The following is a 17,658-nucleotide window of genomic DNA, read 5'->3' as shown; positions in this document are numbered from 1 at the left end:
AAGGAGAAAATAAAAATGAGCTTTGAAAGCAATATTATAGATAAAAACAGTTTAGAAAAGATAGCAGACTTTTTTAGTCTTAAAGAAGTAAATGTTTTGCATTTTCTTAATGAGAATAAAACAAGACTCTATATAAATGGAGTAAAAGACTACACAATTTATTTAGAAGAACTAGAAGACCAAGTAATTTTTTGTAGAGTTTGGAGAGAATGGGAGGAAAAAACCCCAATAACAAAACAAGAGGAAAAGGATTTAGTTAAGTGTAAAGCTATTAAATGGAAAATATTAAAGCTTTTGCACTCACTTAATGATAAAAAATTTGGTGGAGCTATCTATCTTGAAGAAATGCCCGAAAAAATGGAAGACACAAGACTAGACCCAAAGGGAAAGCAAGGTAAATCAATCCTAGACTTAAAGTTAGATGATGAATGAAGAAAAAAGAAAAGAACCTTAAAAAAGGTTCTTTTTTATTTTCTTTATCTTTTTAAAAGAAATGATTAAAAGAACTTGATCTAAAATTAAATCTATGTTAATATCACGGCTCTTAACTAAAAAGAAAGGCAATTTATGAAATTAAATAAATACAAAGTTATTTTTACTGATAACAATTCAAAAGATAAGCACGAACTTATTTATGAGTCTGTCAGTAAGGCTGATGTTACCAAAAGATTTAATAATGTTTTTGGCTTGTGGAGTTCAATTGTAGAAATAATTAAAATTTAACAAGGAGATAACTTTATGAAAAAAATTAAGAGTGAGGTAATTAACTATTTTGAAGATTTAAACGAATACGACAAAAGAAGTGTCATTAGTGATTGTGTCGATATTTTTGTTTATGAGAAGAAAGATTTAGAAAAATACTATAATAAGAATGTTTTTACTTTCTTAAAATTAGTTAGAGTCATTAAACACAAATACAGCAAGGAAGAGTTTTTAAAGTTCATTGATAATATTATAGAATGCAATGAAGATGAAATGATGAAACTTATAAAGCATTATGTTAGATGTGGAACTAGAAAACTTGATAACCTACAAAGAAACATTGACACTTTAAAAAAGGTTCTTAACCGTGATACATCAAATGAAAGTGTTTTATCTGTCTTTTAAAGATGAAAACAAAAAAGGACTCTAAAAAGAGTCCTTTCTTATTTCCATTTTTTGTATTGTCCCGTTAGGGAAACGGCTCCGTCCGTTCTCTATTGCTCTTGTAACACTTGCTACACCCACACCAGAGCCACAGAAACGAGCTACAAGGCACTTTTAGACACCAGCCAAGACCAGCACACCAGCTAGAACCGTTACGAGCTTGTAGACCGTTTTAGAGCCACCAACCTAAAACAATTTGCCCAAAAATTGCACCGATCCCGAAATTTAACCCAACCCACAACACCGTAATCCGTTGATTTTTATAGAGATTTAGCTTTTTATGTATCATCTGTGCACCAGAAGCAGCCGCCGGCTAAGGTTGCGATTTCGCTCATAATTTGTTTACCTGTTTAATGGTTCGGGTTAATGGCTTATTGCCGCGCGCCGCGCAGATTACCGGGGAGCGGGCCGCTGAAATTACAGCGGTAGGGATTAATATCCAGGCCGCCACGGCGGGTGTAGCGGGCATAAACGGCAAGCTTCATCGGCGCGCAATCACGCATGATATCGACAAAAATGCGCTCTACGCATTGCTCATGAAATTCATTATGATTACGAAATGAGATTAAATAGCGCAGCAGGGATTCACGATTAATCGGCTTGCCGGTATAGCTGATTTGAATACTGGCCCAATCGGGCTGGCCGGTCACCAGGCAATTTGATTTAAGCAAATTGGATGTTAAAGACTCGGTGATGGTGGTGTCCCCGTTGTCACACTTTAATAAGCCGGCCTGCGGGGCATACTGATTAACTTCGATATCCAGGTTATCAATGCAATAGCCATCGAGCTCTGCAAGGCGCTGCTGATGAAATTGCTCCGGGCCAATCAGCTGTACGCTAACGTTTGCACCAGCTGCTGCGGATAAGTCGGCTTGCAGCAGCTTTTGTAAGGCTTCGCGTGTTTCTAATTTGGTCTGATTAAAGCTGTTCAGATAAAGTTTAAATGATTTTGATTCGATGATATTCGGGCTGCTGGCTGGGATGTTGAATATTGCAATCGCTACCTGCGGCTTGCCACGGCTATTGAGCCAGGACAGCTCGTAGCCATTCCAGATATCCATGCCCATAAATGGCAGGGTTTCACCCACGCCAATTTCCTCGCGCTTGCCCGTGCGCGAAATAGGGAAGAGCAGGCTTGGCTCGTATTCGGTGATATAACTAACTGTTTTTCCCAGTGGGGAGAGTTCAACGTCGCTCACGAGCGCTCCTTTTAGTGGATTAAATCAGATGGCTGCAATTAAGCAGCAGCATCTGATCATTTACGCCGTATTTTATCTTTTAAAAGCGGGGTAATGTGGAAATAAGGGCGTGGGGCTTATAAATACCCTGTGCTGAAAATGCCGTTATTCCCGCGTTATCTTAATGGCCAACCCTGCTGCCGCGCGTGTATTGGATGAGATAATCCGGAAAACCCGCTTTATTTTTTCAGTTTTACTTAATGTGTAAAGCGGCGGCGCTTAAGCCTTATTTGTACTTTCTAATCAGCCCGACCATCACGCCAAATATTTCCAGCCCTTCTTTAGGGCGGATGGGCTCGTAGGCTGGGTTGTGGGGCATCAGCACATAGCCTTGTTTATCGCGGCTCAGGGTTTTAAGCGTGTATTCGCCATCTACGATGGCTACCACTACATCGCCCAAATGAGCGCCATGACGCTTCTCTACTACAGCGATATCACCATCGTGAATGCCGGCATCAATCATGGAATCACCTTTGACTCTCACCATTACCGATGCTGAGGGGCGCTCAATCAGGTAATCATCGATGCTGATGGCTTCGCTCATGGCGTCGTTTGCGGCCGCAGGCAGGCCTGCGGGCACGGGGAAATCTGCCAGCTCGCGCTCAAAAAATCGCTTGGTGGGCGCGAGGCGTTTGTCGGGTGTGGTATCCACATAGCCCGCAAGCATGAGGCGTTTAACAAGGGCTGATACGGCGGATTTGGAAGCCAGCCCGAGTAAATCTCCGATCACCGAATAAGACGGCAGATTGCGGTAATCAGCGTAATAGTCTTGCAGCTTGCCAAGATATTCGGTGTCGCGATTGGGGTGTGCCATGGGTTTTGACCTGTGCAGAACAAACGTTCTACTCTAGCGTAGTGAACGTTCGTTCTGCTGTCAAGCCTGAACCGCGTGCCTGTTGTATCTGTATGCAATTGATCTTTTGCGTCCGCACGGACTTTTACCGCCCGTCCTGGCGCAGGCTGTTTTACAATAAGCGCCTTTCTGCATTGCTTTGGCTGTATATCTTGAAGATTTTACTTGCCCCTATGGAGGGGCTGCTTGATTTTGTGCTGCGTGATGTGCTGACGCGGGTGGGTGGCATTGATATGTGTGTCACTGAGTTTATTCGCGTGAGCGGCTCTTTATTGCCCAATAAAACATTCTTGCGGATTGCTCCAGAGCTGCTGAATGGCAGTAAAACCGTAGCGGGTGTGCCGGTGAGCGTGCAATTATTGGGGTCTGATCCCGTATGCATGGCTGAAAACGCTGCGCGACTGGCCGAGCTTGGGCCTTATGAGATTGATCTGAATTTTGGCTGCCCTGCCAAAAGCGTGAATCGCCATCGTGGTGGTGCGGTGCTGCTGCAGGAGCCAGAGTTAATTCATGAGATTGTGGGCGCTGTGCGCCGGGCTGTGCCAGCACATATTCCGGTGACAGCCAAAATGCGCCTTGGTTATAACGATAACAGCCAGACGATTGAATGCGCTCAGGCGATGGCCAGTGCGGGCGCTGCGCGGGTGGTTGTGCATGCGCGTACCAAGCTGGATGGCTATAAACCGCCTGCCTATTGGGAGCTTATTCCTGCCGTGCGTGAAGCCTTGGCCGTGCCGGTGGTGGCCAATGGCGAAATCTGGACGGTGGAAGAGTTTCACCGCTGTGCGGCGGTTTCGGGTTGCGATCAGATTATGCTGGGGCGCGGGATTGTTTCTAATCCAGGCTTGGCGCTGATGGCTAAAAATGGTCAGCCACAATTGCCGTGGGCAGACTTGCAGCCATTGTTTATTTGTTTCTGGCAGCTGATTCAGGCTCAGCACATTATGCCTAAGCACCGCGCCGGGCGGATGAAGCAGTGGCTGACTTATTTACGCCGCACTTATCCGGAAGCCGAGGCCTTATTTGCACAGGTCCGTACATTAACCGAGCCGGATGATGTAGCTGCCGTATTGTTGGGAAAGTAGCCGAGAAGGATGGATATGCAAGGGTATTACGAAAGACTGGCGGCGGCTTTGTTGCCGATGCTGGCAGACAGGGCATTGATTCGTGATGCGATTATTTCTGCTGTTTTTATTTTTTCACTGATGGTCTGCCGCTCCCTGATCCGTCGCGCTATTTTACGCAGGCATGATTTAGGGCCGGAGGTTCGCCGCCGCTGGGTGGTTTATTTACGTAATTGCTCTTTGGCGGTGTTTGCGCTTGGGATGATTTTTATCTGGGGGCACGAGATTCAGACTTTCGCCGTATCGCTGGTGGCGATTGCGGCAGCGATTGTGCTGGCGACCAAAGAAATGATTCTTTGTATGCTGGGGTCTATTTTTCGCAGCAGCAGCAATGCGTTTGCCGTGGGGGACAGGGTTGAAATAGGCGGGATACGCGGCCAGGTGATTGATATGAATCTGGTTTCTACCACTTTGATGGAATCGAGCCATGCCTCTCATCGCCAAGGAACCGTTGGTCGTGGTGTAACCGTACCCAATTCATTGCTGCTGAGTCAGCCGGTTTTTAATGAAAGCATGCTGGGCGATTATGTATTGCAGACGATTCATGTTGCCATTTTACGCAACGATGATTGGGAAAGGGCGGAACGGGTGCTGATGGAGGCGGGGGATGTGATTGCTGCCGAATATGCGCAAGATTTATCCCGCCATGCCCGTGAGCTGGAGCGCCGGTATGCACTGGAATCGCCAATGATGGAGCCAAGGGTAAGGATTTTTCTCGATCACTACGAGGAAATTGGCCTGCAGCTGCAAATTGCGGTGCCGCTTGGGCATCGTGCCAGAATTGAGCAGCGGGTATTAAGATTGTTTTTAAAGGGTATGAGTGAAAATAAGCCATTAGCAAAGAGCGATTTAAAGTGATCCCCTCAGGGGGACGATTTTTATGAAGGGTTTTATCAGGGGCTGAGCTGCTGAGGGCAAGGACTAAGGGGGTGAGGCTGTTCGGTCTTACTATGGTCTTAATACATTAACTTCCGGCGGGGGCACATCATTGGGCAGCCATTTTCGGTGTATTTTCTGAAAGTGGCCTTCTTTTTTAAGCCAGATCAGTGCTTCTTCCCATTCTTTAATGGTGCGGGCAGGCGTTTGGGCAGAAAACGCTAAATAAAGCTCTAAGCTATCCAGCGTCATGACTTTTTCGACCTCATTGGCAGAGTGGCCGATGTCTTTTAAAACAGATGCAATCACTACGCTGCCATCAACCCACAGATCAAATCGTTTGGCCATGAGCTTTGTGGCTGTCATCTGTGGCGTAGGGGCTAAGTCAATGTTGCTGAAGCCTTTCTTTGCGGCGGTATCAGCAAAGATACTGCCCCGGTAACCGCCAATGGCCTGCTTGTAAATGCCATCACCTAATGCCAACAGACGTTCAGCATTGCCTTTGCGGGTGTAAATGCTGGTGCTGCTGATGGCAATGGGGCCAAGCATAATCATTAATTTCTCACGCTCGCTGGAGCGCCCTACGCTAAAGAGCATGACATCCGGCCCGTCAAGCAGTGCCTTATAGCCGCGTACCCAGGGTACGAGCTGAATCGGGTCTTTGTTTTCCATTCTGCTTTGTAATGCTTGTACGATTTCAACACCCATTCCCGTTAATTTATTGTCTGCCATATAACTAATGGGGGGCCAGCTCTCGGTATATATCGTGAGCGCATGGCTTGGGGTGCTTACAAAGCAAAAAGCAAGCAGGGTAATGGCTTGCCTGAGCATGTAAGCTAACAGAGAAGGAGGGTGTGCTGGCCGCAACATGGATGAGTATCCGAAGTTGAAATCTTCAATTACGGTATAGCATGTTTTAGGCCGCAGTCGTTTGGGCTGAGTCTTCTTGATGTATTCATTTTTTGTTACTCCTGAAGGTTATAAGCGCTCTGAGCTGTGGAGAGCGCTGGCTTTAAGGAGAGGATGGCAGGCGATCCTGCTGAGGCCTTAATACATTGACTTCTGGTGGTGGCACTTCATTGGGGAGCCATTTCCGGTGTATTTTCTGAAAGTGGCCTTCTTTTTTAAGCCAGCTCAGCGCTTCTTCCCATTCTTTTATCGTGCGGGCGGGGGTTTGGGCAGAAAACGCTAAATAGAGCTCTAAGCTATCCAGCGTCATGACTTTTTCGATTTCATCGGCGGAGTGGCCAATTTCTTTCAAAATAGAAGGAACCGCTACGCTGCCATCAATCCAAAGATCAAAGCGTTTTCCTATCAGCTTGGCGGCTGTCATTTGCGGCGTAGCGGCCAGATCGATGCGGGTAAAGCCTTTTTTTGCAGCGGTATCTACAAAGATACTGCCCCGGTAGGTGCCAATGGCCTGGTTGTAGATGGAGTCGCCAAGGGCCAGCAGGCGTTCTGCATTGCCTTTCCGGGTGTACACACAGGTGCTGCTGATGGCTATGGGGCCAAGCATCACCATAAGCTGCTCACGCTCGCTGGAGCGGGCTAGGCTGAACAGCATCACATTGGGGCCTTCAAGTAGTGCTTTATAGCCCCGCACCCAGGGCACAAGCTGAATAGGGTCTTTATTTCCCAGCCTGTGTTGTAACGCCTGAACGATTTCAACCGCCATGCCTGCTACTTTATTGTCCGCCATATAATTAACGGGCGGCCAGTTCTCGGTGTAGATCGTGAGCGCATGGCTCAGCGTGCTGGCGCAGCAAAAAGCAAGCAGGGCAATGGCTGGTCTGAGCAGATTAATGGCAGTAGAGGGGTAAGGTGCTGGCCGTTTCATGGACTACCTGGCTCTGCCGATAGTTAAAATCATCCATTACGGTATAGCACGCTTTGGGCTGGCATTAGTTTGAGCGGGTGCAGTGGTATTGCACCCATCCTCTGCACTTAAGCCCATCCATTAATGGTGGCTGGTGAATTAAGTTCAGAGGATGTCTGCTGTATTCAGCCTGCAGTCAGCCCGGTTTTTGATAGTCTGAGCATGCGCCCGCATTTGGCAGCAAGCTCAGGATCATGCGTCACAATCACAAAGCCTGTGCCCGATTCCCTGGCTAATTCCAGCATTAATTCAAACACACCGCCTGCGGTTTCGCGATCCAGATTGCCGGTGGGCTCGTCGGCCAGTACACATGCAGGGCGGGTGACCAGCGCACGGGCAATGGCGGTACGCTGACGCTCGCCGCCTGATAATTCGCCAGGTTTGTGGTGGCTGCGATCTGCAAGGCCTACCCGTGCCAGGATGGCTTCGGCTTCTTTCAGGGCGGAAGTCTTATCCATGCGCCGGATAAGCAGCGGCATGGCGACGTTTTCTGCAGCGGTAAATTCGGGCAATAAATGATGAAACTGATAAACAAAGCCCAGATGCTGATTGCGCATCAGGCCACGTTCGGTTTCATTGAGTGCCAGCGGGTCTTTACCCATTAGCTGAATTTGCCCGCTGCTTGGTGCATCCAAAGCCCCAAGGCAGTGCAGCAGGGTGGATTTGCCAGAGCCTGATGCCCCCACAATGGCGACGGTTTCACCCTGATGCAGTTCAAAATCAATATGGGCCAGTACCTGGGTTTCCAGTTTGCCGGTTTTATAGCTTTTGCTTAAATTTTGTGCCGCCAGTACGGGCGTTTGACTGGTATTACTCATAACGTAAAGCCTCGGCAGGATTAACGCGGGATGCGCGCCAGCTTGGGTAGAGGGTTGCAACCAGCGCTAAGACCAGTGAAATACCTCCAATACTGCTGACATCGCCCCATAGCACGCGCGATGGCAGCTCGGAAATCAGATAAACATCCGGGGATAAAATCGTCGTGCCCAGCATACGTTCAATAAACGGCACAATCACATCCAGATTCTTGGAGATAAACACGCCCGCCAGTACGCCGGAGCCAGTGCCAATCAGGCCGGATAAAGCGCCCTGGATTACAAAGATTTTCATAATGGAGCCAGGAGATGCGCCTAGTGTGCGCAAAATGGCGATATCGGCTTGCTTGTCGGTCACCACCATCACCAAGGTAGAAACCAGATTAAACGCTGCAACGGCCACGATCAGCGTCAGGATGATAAACATCATGCGCTTTTCGATTTCAACCGCGCGGAAATAGGTGGGGTTTTCCTGAGTCCAGTCGGCCACAATTAAATTAGGCATTTCGTAATTGAGCTCCCGCGCAACGCGGCGGGCTAAATTAAGGTCGTCCAGTTTAAGTCTGACGCCCGAAACAGCGTCTGCGGTGCGAAATAGTTTTTGTGCGTCGCCAATATGAATCATGGCCACGCCCATATCGTAGGGGGCGTAATCGGCTTTAAATATGCCGGTCACGGTAAATTGCTTATATCTTGGCGTGAACCCTGCAATGGTCACCTGGCCTTGCGGGGTAATCAGGGTGACCCGGTCGCCCGTGCGAACGCCCAGCTCGCTGGCAAGAGAAATACCCAGGATGACGCCGAATTTATCCGCCTCCAAAGATTGGAATGTTCCGCTGACCAGCTTGCCAGAAACCTCATTCACGGCGCTTTCCAGCTTGGGATCAATGCCCCGGATGAGTACGCCTTTGACCTGGTCGCCGCCGTTAGTCAGCAAGCCCTGGCCTAAAACATAGGGGGCGGCGGCAAGTACATGAGGGTTCTTTTTTGCCGTGCTGGCTGCCGATTGCCAGTCATTCAGCTGATTGCCTACGCCGCTGATCTGCACATGCGCTGCCATGCCAAGAATACGGTTACGCACTTCTTCCTGAAAGCCATTCATCACGGACAGCACAATAATGAGCGCGGCCACGCCCAGTGCAATACCGATCACGGAAACCAGAGAAATAAACGAGATAAAACCATTACGACGGCTGGCACGCGTATAGCGCAGACCGATCAGAAGTTCATACATGGGAATCTAACAGGGCGGGAAAGGCGGCTAGTTTAGCATGCTTCGATCACTGAGCTTGCTTGCGGATGGAGTAAATAGGGTGGCCAGTGCGTGTTTTTTTGTAAAAATGGAGTGGACACAAAGCGTTGCCCACCTGGCATTCTGATTGGTTAACAGGTAAACAAACCCCGCTGGCGGAATTGATCACGAACCCGTTCGACCAATTCTGGGGTAGGGGTGGGGGTGTCGGTCAGCTCGTACTTCATGCCCAGCTCTGCCCATTTGCTTTCGCCCATTTTATGAAAAGGCAGTACTTCAACACGTTCTACGTTTTTCATAGGCTGCAGATAATCGGCCAGTTTTTCTACATCTGCAAAATCGTCGCTGATGCCGGGGATGAGCACGTAGCGAACCCAAACCGGTTTGCCCATTTTTTGTAAGCGTTCAGCAAAATCGAGTGTGGGCTGCAGTGGCTTGCCGGTCAGGGCTTCGTATTTAACCGGATCGCTTTGTTTGATATCCAGCAGCACTAAATCCACATTATCAAACCATGCATCATCAAGGTGGGCGGCTAAAAATCCCTGGGTGTCGAGTGCGGTGTGCAGTTTGAGATCATGTTTGGCGCGGCGGAAAATTTCACCTACAAAATGAGCCTGCATCAAAGGCTCGCCACCGGAAATCGTCAGGCCGCCAGCAATACGCAAAAAGCTGGCGTATTTTTTAAGCTCGGTCATGACGGCTTCGACGGTATAGCTTTTGCCGTTATGCAGCTTCCATGTGTCCGGGTTGTGGCAATACAGGCAGCGGAATTGGCAGCCACTGACAAAAAGGGCAAAGCGCATGCCGGGGCCGTCGACGGCCGCACCGGTTTCAATTGAGTGTACAAAACCCTGCTGGTGGTGCTCGGTATCAAAAGAGATAGGGATGATTTCCCCTAGTGGCTTGCTTGGTTTCATGTTTTTTCCAGTGGTGCTTATTTTATTGTTGTACGTTAAAACGGATCATTAAGCCTGCGCTTAATGATCCGTTTTGGGTAGAGCTACTTTGCTTTTGAGCTGCCAAGCAGTATCACTTACGTTTTTTCGTGGAATGTACGGCTGATGACGTCCATTTGCTGCTCACGGGTGAGCTTGACGAAATTAACTGCATAGCCGGAAACACGCACGGTGAGTTGTGGGTATTTATCCGGGTTTTCCATTGCATCAACCAGGGTATCCCTGTTTAACACATTCATATTGAGGTGAAATAGTTGTGCCATGGGCTGCTCCTTGGGTGAGTGTGCTCGTCAGTCTTTGGTTCGGATTAATCTGCCAGCCCCTCAGGGCTGACAGATTACAAAGCAATACTTCTTAACACTTGCCGTGGAATGTGCGGCTGATCACGTCCATTTGCTGCTCGCGAGTCAGTTTCACAAAGTTCACTGCATAACCAGAAACACGCACGGTCAGTTGTGGGTAGTTTTCCGGGTGCTCCATGGCATCCAGCAGGGTGTCACGATTCAATACATTCATGTTCAGATGGAAGAGCTGATCCATGGTTTGATCAACTGCATCTTTATCGAGGCATGCGGAGCATTCTTCACCGTGTGGCCCAAACAAACCGTCAATCGAAGCCGCTAATGTTTTAACGCGGTCTGCATCGTTATGGCCCAGGGCATCCGGGGTCATTGATGCTGTCCATGACACACCATCCAAGGCTGCTTCGTAAGGGATCTTCGATACTGAGAAGCCCGCAGCGATAAAGCCATTGGTGTCACGGCCATTCATTGGGTTTGCACCTGGTGAGAATGGTGTGCCTGCACGACGGCCGTCAGGTGTGTTACCTGTTTTCTTGCCATAAACCACATTAGAGGTAATGGTCAGAACCGATTGAGTAGGCATTGAATCACGATAGAACACAGGCTGAGCCTTGATCTTGTTCATGAATGTTTCTGTTAGCCACACTGCAATATCATCTACGCGATCATCGTTGTTACCGTAAGCGGGGTAATCGCCTTCGATTTTGTAATCAACGGCAATGCCTTTTTCATTACGTACAACGCTTACTTTTGCGTGTTTGATGGCAGAAAGTGAATCCGCAGCCACTGATAGACCGGCAATACCACAAGCCATGGTGCGCAGAATATCGCGATCGTGCAGTGCCATTTCGATGCGTTCGTACGAATATTTATCGTGCATGTAATGGATGGAGTTCAGCGCGGTTACGTATGTTTTTGCCAGCCAATCCAGCATCACATCATATTTAGCCATTACTTCATCGTAATCGAGTACATCACCATTCAGTGGTTCAAAACCATTGGCCACCACTTTACCGGTTTTTTCGTCCACACCACCGTTGATTGCATAGAGCATGGCTTTGGCAAGGTTGACCCGTGCGCCAAAGAACTGCATTTGCTTACCAACGGCCATGGCTGAAACACAACATGCGATGGCGTAATCGTCACCCCATTTAGGTTTCATCAGGTCATCGTTTTCGTACTGGATGGCTGAGGTATCAATCGACACTTTCGCGCAGAATTCTTTAAAGCCTTGCGGGAAAGAAGTCGACCACAATACAGTCAGATTAGGCTCTGGAGCCGGTCCGAGGTTGTACAGTGTATGTAGAACACGGAAGCTGGTTTTAGTAACCAGTGTCCGGCCATCAAGGCCTGTACCACCGATAGACTCAGTAACCCATGTTGGATCGCCAGAGAATAGATCATCGTATTCTGGTGTGCGCAGGAAGCGAATAATGCGCAATTTCATGACCATATGGTCAATCATTTCTTGGGCTTGTGATTCGGTAATACGGCCTTCCTGCAGATCGCGTTCGATATACACGTCAAGGAAGGTGGAAGTACGGCCAATCGACATCGCCGCGCCATTTTGCTCTTTAGTGGCAGCAAGATAGCCAAAGTACAGCCATTGAATGGCTTCCTGAGCGGTGGCAGCAGGCTTGGAGATATCAAAGCCGTAAGACTTCGCCATTTGCTTGAGTTCGCCCAGCGCTTTGATTTGCTCTGACAATTCTTCACGCAGACGAATCACGGATTCGGTAAACGGAACATCATTCAGTTCTGTTTTTTCACGTTTTTTATCGTTAATCAGGAAATCAACGCCGTATAAAGCGACGCGACGATAGTCACCAATAATACGGCCACGGCCGTATGAATCTGGCAGACCAGTAATCACGCCTGAGCTGCGGCAAGCCATGATTTCCGGGGTGTAAGCATCAAACACGCCCATATTGTGATCTTTACGGTATTTGGTAAAGATATCCACAATTTGTGGGTTCATTTCAAAGTGATAGGCTTCAAGGCCATTTTGAACCATGCGTAAACCGCCGTTCGGCATAATGGCGCGACGCAGTGGTTTGTCAGTTTGTACACCAACGATGGTTTCTAGATCTTTATTGATGTAACCAGGGCCGTGCGCAGTAATGGATGCACCAACGTGAGTTGATACTTCTAATACGCCACGTTTACGCTCTTCTTTTAACTGAACAGATAATTCTGTCCAGAGCTGAGTGGTGCGTTCGGTCGGGCCGGCAAGGAAGCTATCATCATCCAAGTAAGGCGTATAGTTAAGTTGGATAAAACCACGAGTGTCTACTTTATCTTGCCACTCGCCAGTTTTAAACCCGCGCCAAGCGTCAAGTTGCAGATGGTTTTCTGGTGCGTTCATAGCTGATGCTCCTGTAGGCCTCAAGACCCTGTTGCCATGCATGCCTTATCAGGACACGCTTTTAAGTTTGATCTGTCTGAAAAGCGATCAACCCGCGTTTCAATACGTTCATCCTAGTCCGATCTTTGACGCAAAAACTTAATATAAATCAACTTCCTGGTTTTGTAGCTTGTATAGAGTTGACTACTTTTGCTTTGGGAAAACAGAGCATAAAAACCAAAAAAAAACAGCGCCAAATTACGGCGCTGTTGAGTTAATTATTTACAAGGTAACGGCATGCTCACGGGTTGCATGAAACACAATTTTAGGCCACCGCTCCTGAGTGAGCTGTAAGTTCACCCGGCTGGTTGCGAGGTAAGCCAGGCTGTTGGCAGCATCGCGTCCTAGGTTATTGACCAGCTGTCCTTCAAAATCGTCGAGCATTTTGGCGTCTTCACAGCTTACCCAGCGTGCCGTGTAAATGGTGGTGGATTCAAATACAGCTTCTACACCATATTCATTGGCAAGGCGCGAAGCCACCACTTCAAATTGCAGCACACCCACCGCACCCAGAATCAGATCCGAGCCATTCAGCGGTTTAAATACCTGCACCGCACCTTCTTCACCCAGCTGTTGCAAGCCTTTTTGCAGCTGCTTAATCTTCAGCGGGTTTTTGATGCGCACAATGCGGAACATTTCCGGGGCGAAGTATGGAATACCGGTAAAGGCCAGTAATTCGCCCTCAGAGAACGAATCGCCAATCTGAATATTGCCGTGGTTAGGCAGGCCGATAATATCGCCCGCGTAGGCTTCTTCAACTTGTTCCCGGCCTTGCGCCATAAAGGTCACGACCGAGTTGGCTGCAATTTCACGGTTAAGCCGCAAATGCTTGAATTTCATGCCGCGGGTAAATTCGCCCGAGCACACGCGCAGGAAAGCAATCCGGTCGCGGTGTTTTGGATCCATATTGGCCTGAATCTTAAATACAAAGGCCGAAAACTTTTCTTCAGTCGGGCTGATGGTACGCACGGTGGCATTGGCATCGCCTGGCGAGGGAGCCCAGTCAACCAGCGCGTTTAAGATTTCACGAATCCCGAAGTTATTAATCGCCGAGCCAAAGAAAACCGGGGTTAAGTCACCCGATAAAAACTCTTCCAGCACAAAGGGATGCGAAGCGCCGCGTACGAGTTCCAGCTCCATACGGGTGTTTTCGATTTCCAGCGGAAAAAGTTCATCAAGGCGTGGGTTATTCAGGCCTTCAATGATTTCCACTTCATCCAGCGGGCCTTTGCCTGGGGTGAACAGCAGTACGGTATCGGTGAGGATGCTGTACACACCACGGAAAGTCTTACCCATGCCGATCGGCCAGGTAATCGGCGCGCAGCGGATTTCCAGTACGCTTTCAACTTCGTCTAAGAGCTCAAGCGAATCACGTACTTCGCGGTCGAGCTTATTCATCAGCGTAATAATTGGCGTATTGCGCAGGCGGCAGACATTCAGCAGTTTGATGGTTTGCGCTTCCACGCCCTTGGCCGCATCAATCACCATAAGCGCACTGTCTACGGCGGTGAGTACGCGGTAAGTGTCTTCAGAGAAATCCTGGTGGCCCGGGGTGTCGAGCAGATTGACCACATGATCGCGGTAATCAAACTGCATCACGCTGGAGGCCACCGAAATACCCCTTTGCTTTTCGATATCCATCCAGTCGGAAGTGGCGAACTTGCCGCCTTTTTTACCTTTAACCGTACCGGCGTTCTGAATCGCACCCGAGAAATAAAGCAGCTTTTCGGTGAGCGTCGTTTTACCCGCATCAGGGTGGGAGATAATGGCGAAGGTGCGGCGACGGCCTACTTCGCGTGCTAAATCAGTCATGTAAAGGGCTACAAAAAAGCAAAAGAGGGATTTTACGTTAATTACGGGGGATAAGCACGGATCACGGTGCAGAGCCCCGGCAGGCCGGAGGTTTTGCCCCGGCTTTATGCTTTATCAGGTGGTTCCAGTGGCAGCAAAATACTGATCACTGCGCCGCCGCCTTCGGCATTGCGGGCATTAATTTCTCCGCCATGATCGGTCATGATCTGGCGGCTGATGGCCAGCCCCAGACCCGTGCCGCTGGCGTGGCTGTTCAGGCGGCTGCTTTGAATAAATTTATCAAAAATTAAATCGAGCTCTGCTTCAGGAATGCCGGGGCCGTGATCTCTGACGCTTAAGCCGCTGGCCGCTCTGCCGTCGCTGAGGCGGGCTTCTTCAATAAAATGAATATCTATTTCAGTATGGTTGGGGCTGAATTTAATGGCATTTGAAAGTAAATTAATAATCACCTGAGTAATGCGTGCTTTATCAAAGAAAAGCATCAGCGGCGGGGCGCCTGCATCTAAATTAAGCTGAATATGCTTGCTGGCCAGTAAAGTAAGCAGCTCGGTTGAGGCGTATTTTGTAATTGTTTTTAGATCGAAATTCATTTTTGAATAGCGCATTTTATTGGCTTCAAGCCGCGACATATCTAAAAGATCATTCAGTAAAATAAGTAAGCGGTTGCCGCTGGAATGAATACGCTCAAAATAGCGGATTAAATTAGCGCTGTTGGCCGTCCCTACTTTAGACAGGCCAATTTCAGAAAAAGACAGAATGGCATGCATGGGCGTACGTAGCTCATGCGACATATTGGCCAGAAAAATAGATTTAGCCATATTGGCCGCTTCTGCCGCTTCTTTTGCTTCTAACAGATTACTTTCCACTTCTTTGAGCTTGGAAATATTGGTGAGAAAAGCAAAAGCATATTCTAAGTGCTGGTGCTCATCATAAATACAGGCTGAATTGACTAAAAACGGGCGCTGTTTGCCATCTGCGGCAGGAAGGCTGACTTCCTCTACATGATTGGATTGCATCTGCTGGCTGGATAAATGGGCCGGGAAGATCGAATTGGCGTGTTCCGGCCAAAGCTGATCGGGTTGTTTACCAATCAGCGTATTGCGATTGAGCCCCAGCTGCTGGCAAAAGGCCTGGTTGATATCAACAATGCGGCTTTTGCTGTCAATCAGAATAAAACCGTCGGCAGTGCCCTCGATGATTGTGCGTTTAAGCCGCTCTGATTGTCTGAGCGCCTGCGCTGCAATTCGGGACGCGCTGACGTCCTCAATCACGCAAATCAGGCCCTTGCTGATATCACCAGCGACCATTTCTTTGGCGTAGACCATGGCCCAGAAGCTGGAGGTATCTCTGCGGTAGAGCTCCATCTCGCCCCGGAATGTGCCTTTACTCTTAATGGCTTCACGGATGGGTTTGTTATAGGCCGTAAAGTGCTGGGCAGAGGCATGCAGCATATCTGTTGGCATGTCGGTGATTTCTGCCGTGCTGTAGCCAAACAGCGCCTCAAACGCAGGGTTGACCAAGCGTATCGTGCCTTTTACTGAGAGCATAATGGCCAGCGGGCTGGCATCCAGCACGGAGCGGATTTCTGCTGTGCGCTCCCAGACTAAATCTTGCAGGTGGTCGCGGTGCCGACGCAGTTCGCGTTCGCTGTTTTGCTGTTCGGAAATATCACGCACCGTGGCGCAAAGATAGGCGACTTCAGCAAAAGTGATTTGGCTGAAGGTGATTTCAACCGGCAGCTGAGTATGTTGCAAATTGATCTGGTGCGTGGTGTAAAGCAAACGCTTTTCAACCGCAAGGGTGTTCCAGAATTCTTGCCACTGGGCTTGATTGATTTGCGGGAAAATATCAAAGAAACGTAATTTGAGCAGCTCGTCCGCGCTGTAGCCGGTGCTGGCTGAAGTAGCCCGGTTGGCATAGCAAATCTGGCCGGAATAATCGGCCCAGAGAATAATATCCGGGGCTTCATCCACGGTAAATTGGGTGAGATGCAATCTTTCTTCGATGCTTTCCACTCGCCTGATTTGTTTTAATAGCAAATAGAGCAGGCAGGAAATAATCAGCACAAAGCTTAAACCCGCCAAGGCACGGGTAATAAGATCGCTCATAAAGCGATTGAGCAGGGTGTTGCGGTCGGTGGAAATCAGAATAATCAGCGGCAGAATACTCTGGCTGGTGTGAAACGCAGTCAGCAGCTGGGTGTTGTTATAGGTGCTTGGGTAAACGCTGGAGCCTTGCAGGCGGCGCTGCTCGAAGAGCAGCGGGTCGATATCCCTTAAATTGCGGCCAATCTGGGCTTCATCAAATGGGTAGCTCAGTAAAATCACGCCATCGCTACGCAGTAAATGAACATGGCTGCCCGGCGCTAATTTGAGCGATTGATAAAACTGAATAAAATACTGGGGCTCTACGCCCGCTAAAATCACGCCACCAAACTCGTTATTGTTTTTTTTGATGCGCTGTGTCACGGGGATCAGCCATTTTCCATCTGTGCGGCTCAGGATTGGGTTGCCAATGAGCGGACGGCTGTCCTGAAACTGGCGGTGATAGAGAAAATAACTCCGGTCCGCCAGACTAACACGCCGGGTAGGGTATTCCAGCCCGTGGCTCTGGATCAGCCCCTTGCTGTCGATGGTGATGATGGCCCGCACCTGCGGGGTAAGCTTTACTTTATCTTGTAATACCTTATGGGTTTGCAGCTCATTGGCTTCGTCCACTCCGCCATACTGATTGAGGTTTTCCACGATATTTTGCATGGATTGCTCAACTGAAACAAAAGAGCGTGTGGCGTGCTCATCCAGTGAGCGGGCTAGGGACAGGCTGCTGCGTTCTGCTTCTTTGATGGTGGCTTGGTAGTCATGCAAAGATACGATGACCAGCGCAACGGTGGTGACAATGGCTAAAATGGCGTACAGCAGGATCAGGCCACCACGCAGTAGCTTGAGGGATGTAGCCGAGCCCGTGGGGCGCAGTGATCGTGCGAAAAACCGGTTCATAGTTTAGT

General features: G+C 48.9%; 14 protein-coding genes and 1 pseudogene. 4 read left to right on the top strand and 11 right to left on the bottom strand.

The window, feature by feature from the left end; translation table 11 throughout:
* Positions 1-15 precede the first annotated feature (15 nt).
* On the top strand, positions 16-432 hold the full coding sequence (locus tag CSQ88_RS07495; RefSeq protein ID WP_099397484.1) for a hypothetical protein: 417 nt from the start codon (positions 16-18) through the stop codon (positions 430-432).
* Between the two features lie 306 nt (positions 433-738).
* On the top strand, positions 739-1,107 hold the full coding sequence (locus CSQ88_RS07490) for a hypothetical protein (RefSeq protein ID WP_099397483.1): 369 nt from the start codon (positions 739-741) through the stop codon (positions 1,105-1,107).
* 410 nt (positions 1,108-1,517) lie between these two features.
* Here the strand turns inward: CSQ88_RS07490 and queF are convergent, their stop codons facing one another.
* Complete coding sequence (gene queF, locus CSQ88_RS07485) at positions 1,518-2,345, bottom strand: NADPH-dependent 7-cyano-7-deazaguanine reductase QueF (RefSeq protein ID WP_099397482.1); 828 nt, start codon at positions 2,343-2,345, stop codon at positions 1,518-1,520.
* 265 nt (positions 2,346-2,610) lie between these two features.
* Complete coding sequence (locus tag CSQ88_RS07480) at positions 2,611-3,198, bottom strand: LexA family transcriptional regulator (RefSeq protein ID WP_099397481.1); 588 nt, start codon at positions 3,196-3,198, stop codon at positions 2,611-2,613.
* A gap of 191 nt (positions 3,199-3,389) precedes the next feature.
* On the opposite strand from CSQ88_RS07480, the gene CSQ88_RS07475 reads away from it, so the two are divergent.
* Both CSQ88_RS07475 and CSQ88_RS07470 read left to right on the top strand, forming a co-directional pair.
* Positions 3,390-4,322 (top strand): tRNA-dihydrouridine synthase, encoded by a 933-nt coding sequence (locus CSQ88_RS07475; RefSeq protein ID WP_205836308.1) that lies wholly within the window; start codon positions 3,390-3,392, stop codon positions 4,320-4,322.
* Between the two features lie 15 nt (positions 4,323-4,337).
* Positions 4,338-5,219, top strand: a complete 882-nt coding sequence (locus tag CSQ88_RS07470) for a mechanosensitive ion channel family protein (RefSeq protein WP_180273577.1) — start codon at positions 4,338-4,340, stop codon at positions 5,217-5,219.
* 90 nt (positions 5,220-5,309) lie between these two features.
* Here CSQ88_RS07470 and CSQ88_RS07465 read toward each other — a convergent pair whose 3' ends face one another.
* The 9 genes and pseudogenes from CSQ88_RS07465 to CSQ88_RS07425 form a co-directional block, all read right to left on the bottom strand.
* The gene (locus CSQ88_RS07465) at positions 5,310-6,107 is read right to left on the bottom strand and encodes an ABC transporter substrate-binding protein (protein WP_099397479.1); all 798 of its coding nucleotides are present in this window, start codon (positions 6,105-6,107) and stop codon (positions 5,310-5,312) included.
* Positions 6,108-6,249: 142 nt separating this feature from the next.
* Complete coding sequence (locus CSQ88_RS07460) at positions 6,250-7,074, bottom strand: ABC transporter substrate-binding protein (RefSeq protein WP_099397478.1); 825 nt, start codon at positions 7,072-7,074, stop codon at positions 6,250-6,252.
* Positions 7,075-7,238: 164 nt separating this feature from the next.
* Positions 7,239-7,931, bottom strand: coding sequence for a lipoprotein-releasing ABC transporter ATP-binding protein LolD (lolD, locus tag CSQ88_RS07455; RefSeq protein WP_099397477.1), 693 nt, complete (start codon positions 7,929-7,931; stop codon positions 7,239-7,241).
* Positions 7,924-9,162 carry a lipoprotein-releasing ABC transporter permease subunit gene (locus CSQ88_RS07450; RefSeq protein ID WP_180273576.1) on the bottom strand — a complete coding sequence of 413 codons (1,239 nt, stop codon included), beginning with the start codon at positions 9,160-9,162 and terminating at the stop codon, positions 7,924-7,926. Before CSQ88_RS07450 ends, lolD begins: the two co-directional genes overlap by 8 nt.
* A gap of 149 nt (positions 9,163-9,311) precedes the next feature.
* Positions 9,312-10,097 (bottom strand): pyruvate formate-lyase-activating protein, encoded by a 786-nt coding sequence (gene pflA / locus CSQ88_RS07445; protein WP_099397475.1) that lies wholly within the window; start codon positions 10,095-10,097, stop codon positions 9,312-9,314.
* A 116-nt stretch (positions 10,098-10,213) separates the two neighbouring features.
* Positions 10,214-10,387, bottom strand: a pseudogene (locus tag CSQ88_RS07440) (glycine radical domain-containing protein); the annotation flags it as partial.
* A gap of 103 nt (positions 10,388-10,490) precedes the next feature.
* Positions 10,491-12,803 carry a formate C-acetyltransferase gene (pflB, locus tag CSQ88_RS07435; RefSeq protein WP_099397473.1) on the bottom strand — a complete coding sequence of 771 codons (2,313 nt, stop codon included), beginning with the start codon at positions 12,801-12,803 and terminating at the stop codon, positions 10,491-10,493.
* Between the two features lie 261 nt (positions 12,804-13,064).
* The gene (locus tag CSQ88_RS07430; RefSeq protein ID WP_099397472.1) at positions 13,065-14,654 is read right to left on the bottom strand and encodes a peptide chain release factor 3; all 1,590 of its coding nucleotides are present in this window, start codon (positions 14,652-14,654) and stop codon (positions 13,065-13,067) included.
* A gap of 104 nt (positions 14,655-14,758) precedes the next feature.
* Positions 14,759-17,650: a PAS domain S-box protein gene (locus CSQ88_RS07425; protein WP_099397471.1), complete on the bottom strand. Its 2,892-nt coding sequence runs from the start codon at positions 17,648-17,650 to the stop codon at positions 14,759-14,761.
* Positions 17,651-17,658: the final 8 nt, after the last annotated feature.

Source organism: Iodobacter sp. BJB302, from assembly GCF_002735645.1.
Classification (GTDB): domain Bacteria; phylum Pseudomonadota; class Gammaproteobacteria; order Burkholderiales; family Chitinibacteraceae; genus Iodobacter.
This window is presented reverse-complemented; position numbering and strand designations above follow the sequence as displayed.